The sequence below is a fragment of the Raoultella sp. genome (genome assembly GCF_039594335.1).
GTDB lineage: Bacteria > Pseudomonadota > Gammaproteobacteria > Enterobacterales > Enterobacteriaceae > Klebsiella.
In genome coordinates, this window is the sequence record NZ_JBCNNS010000265.1 from 1 (window position 1) to 3,070 (window position 3,070).

A 3,070-nucleotide genomic window follows, 5' to 3' on the forward strand; every position below is an offset into this window, starting at 1 on the left:
AGTGATGCTCATTGGAAACAGCGCGGCGATGAATATCACCACCACAATCGACGCAAAACCCAGGCCGAAAATCAGCAGCATCAGCGGTGCCCAGGCAATTGGCGGGATAGCCATAAACAGGCTGTTCAGCGGGGTGATAAAATCACGAAAGCGATCGGAAAGACCGGCACTGACGCCGATAATCAGCGCCATCACTGCGGCAGCAATAAAACCAACAAACTCTTCGAGCAGGCTGGATCCCAGCTGTGGCCAGATAGAACCGTCACCGAACCAGCGCAGGGCCTCATGCCAGACATCCCAGGGCTGCGGCAGAATATAGCTGGGATAGCGGCTGGCAACGGCAATCCATACCACTAACAGGAACGGCAGCGAGGCCCATCCCCAGTTGGGTCTGATTTTTTTCACGGTTGAAACCCTGCTTTTTGCAACCACTGGGTGTTAACAACCTGATCGATATTCGGCACCTGGTCCATGTAACCCAACTGATGTGAATCAGCCATCAGCGACTGGATAAAGTTTTTATCCTGTGCGGTCAGGGAAACTGACCAGTGAATGCGCTTACGTGCTTCTTTCACTAAATCTTCGGGGCTGATCACCTTGCCATCCAGCGTTTTTACCGCCTGTAACTTGAAGGCATCGGCAATAATCTTATCGGCTTCGTCAGGGCGCTGATTGATGAAGTTGACTGCTTTATCATGAGCTTTGAGCAGCTTGATCACGTCATCAGGGCGGTCTTTAAGTGTCTCTGGCAGTGCCGTCAGCACATACCAGGGGTAATTGGGCTGAGCCTGGTTCACGTCGAACAACAGTTTTGAATCGCCGCGCAGCAAGGCTTCGCTTACGAAGGGTTCCCAGGTAAAGGCCGCGTTGGCCACACCCTGATTCAGCGCGGCCAGCATATTGCCGGCGGGCATATCGACAATCTGCATGTCTTTGTCCGGCGTGAGTTTGGCCTGGCGTTGTAGCACCAGCCCGCGCAGCAGAACATCCATACCGCTGCCTTTCTTGACTCCTGCTATGCGCTTGCCTTTGAGATCTGACAGCTGATTGATACCGCTATTTTTACTGGTGATAAGCGCGGCCTGCCCACTGTTAACCTTGGCGATAATCTGACCCTTTAGCCCGCGTGAGTACCATTGAAATACCGGCGGCGCGCCAATATAGGCGGCATCGAGCTGATGCGCCGCCAGCGCCTGAGAGATAACCGGACCGTCGCCGAAGGATGTCAGCTCGACGTTGAGGCCTTCTTGTTTGTAAAATCCTTCTTTTTCGGCGATCAACGCCGGAGCATTCGCCAACGCATAGACCCAGCCGATACGGAGGGGCGAGCTATCCGCTGCCTGAGTCTGTGAAGAAAGAAGTATCCCTGATATCAGCAAAGCAAAAGTAGTCTTACCCATAAGTCTTCCGTTTAGTGATTTACTGTTTTAGGTATCTGCTGCATCACTTCGCTGATGCGGTACAGGAGTTCATTGCGATAAGCAAGAAATGCCGGTAATTGTCGCGTTTCGAGATTGCTGCGCGGTCGTGGCAGGTCGATTTCCAGTTCGCTGTGGATACCGCCGGGGGCCAGATTTAAAATAATCACCCGATCGGCGAGAAACACCGCTTCTTCAATATCATGAGTAATAAACAGTGTCGTTTGACCCAGCGACGACCACAGACGCAATGTTTCTTCATTCATTTCGCTGCGAGTAATCGCGTCTAGTGCAGCAAAGGGCTCGTCCATCAACAGTACCTGCGGCTCCAGCGCCAGCGCGCGAGCCAGCGAGACGCGCTGTTGCATACCGCCGGACATCTGATGTGGCAGCAGATCGGCGGCATGGGCCAGACCGACTCGCTCGAGGTAATCGCGCGCAACAGCACGCTGCTTTGCCTTGTCACCGCGCTGGCGCATGCGCAGGCCAAAGCGAACGTTTTCCAACGCGCTAAGCCAGCTAAACAGCTGCGGCTGCTGAAATACATAACCGAGCCGGTCATTTTCCGGGCGAATAGACTCACCCTGTACCTGAACGCAACCCCGATGAGGTTGTGTAAACCCTGCCAGCAGATTGAGCAAAGTGCTTTTGCCACAGCCCGATGGCCCGAGCAGCACCACAAACTCACCGTCTCGGGCATGAAAACTGAAATGGTCAAACACCGGCGCACCGCCGGGATAGCTAAAAGTGATATCGTTGACCGCCAGCGCGGCGGTAGTTTTCATATTCATCGCTGCCACTCTGTGAGAAAATCAAAGGCAATGATGTTATAATACGTATTAATACAAATTAGCCTAAGATAGCTTTTGACTAATATAGATCTAAACGGAATACGAGCGGATGAGGTTCAAGAAATGACGTTGGTAAGGGAAAATTTAACCTCTTTGTACCGGCAGATTGCCGATACGTTGCAGCAGGAAATTGCGGCCGGAGTGTATAATCCGAGTGGAAAACTCCCTTCGGAGGCCGCGCTTGAACAGCGTTTTGCGGTGAGCCGGGTGACGGTCAGATTAGCGCTGAAGTATTTAGCCGATAATGGATTGGTCGAGCGCAAACAGGGGAAGGGCACTTACGCCTCTGGTAAAAAAGTTGCCCACGGTATCAACGTAATGCGCAGTTTTCACGAATCATTGAAACAGCAAGGGCTTAATGCCAGCATGGTGCTGCTTGATAAACAAACGGTCGCAATGCCGGAACCGCTACGTGAGTTGTTTAAGAATGTGGCCGGGCTAACCTATATTACCCGTTTGCATCGGGTCGACGATGAGCCAATCGCCGTGGGGTACAGCCATTTCTCCGTCTTCAATAGCGAGTTGAGCTGGCAGGACATCGAGCAACAACCGACCTGGGCCTTACTGGAGAGCAGCGCCGGTCGACCCATTTTGCGATCTGAAGTCCGGATAAGAATGCAATTTGCCGATAAGACTCTGGCTGCTCTCCTCAAGGTGAGTAAAGGTGCGCCATTATTTCAGTTGGAGCGCACATCATGGTTTAGTGACGATATCTGCGCCGAGCATTCGATTTTTTATATCCGCCCCGAGCGCTACGAATTTACCTGGAATAATGCCTGATTTAAATACAGGCTTTTTTAG

General features: G+C 52.2%; 4 protein-coding genes. 1 reads left to right on the forward strand and 3 read right to left on the reverse strand.

Features of this window, described 5'->3' with window-relative positions; genetic code table 11:
• The 3 genes from ACZAHD_RS22735 to ACZAHD_RS22745 form a co-directional block, all read right to left on the reverse strand.
• On the reverse strand, window positions 1-405 hold a 405-nt coding region (locus ACZAHD_RS22735), incomplete at its 3' end, for an ABC transporter permease (protein WP_462458741.1).
• Window positions 402-1,400 (reverse strand): ABC transporter substrate-binding protein, encoded by a 999-nt coding sequence (locus ACZAHD_RS22740; protein ID WP_462458742.1) that lies wholly within the window; start codon window positions 1,398-1,400, stop codon window positions 402-404. The genes ACZAHD_RS22740 and ACZAHD_RS22735, both read right to left, overlap by 4 nt.
• An 11-nt stretch (window positions 1,401-1,411) precedes the next feature.
• Entirely contained in the window at window positions 1,412-2,209 is a 798-nt protein-coding gene (locus ACZAHD_RS22745) for an ABC transporter ATP-binding protein (protein WP_462458743.1), read from the reverse strand.
• 75 nt (window positions 2,210-2,284) lie between these two features.
• Between ACZAHD_RS22745 and ACZAHD_RS22750 the strand changes: the two genes are divergently transcribed.
• Complete coding sequence (locus ACZAHD_RS22750) at window positions 2,285-3,049, forward strand: GntR family transcriptional regulator (RefSeq protein WP_462458744.1); 765 nt, start codon at window positions 2,285-2,287, stop codon at window positions 3,047-3,049.
• Window positions 3,050-3,070 lie beyond the last annotated feature (21 nt).

What these genes read in the sequence shown, in the direction of transcription:
- ACZAHD_RS22740 (WP_462458742.1), bottom strand. Translation starts at nt 1,400, where the DNA reads ATGGGTAAGACTACTTTTGCTTTGCTGATATCAGGGATACTTCTTTCT.
- ACZAHD_RS22745 (WP_462458743.1), bottom strand. Translation starts at nt 2,209, where the DNA reads ATGAATATGAAAACTACCGCCGCGCTGGCGGTCAACGATATCACTTTT.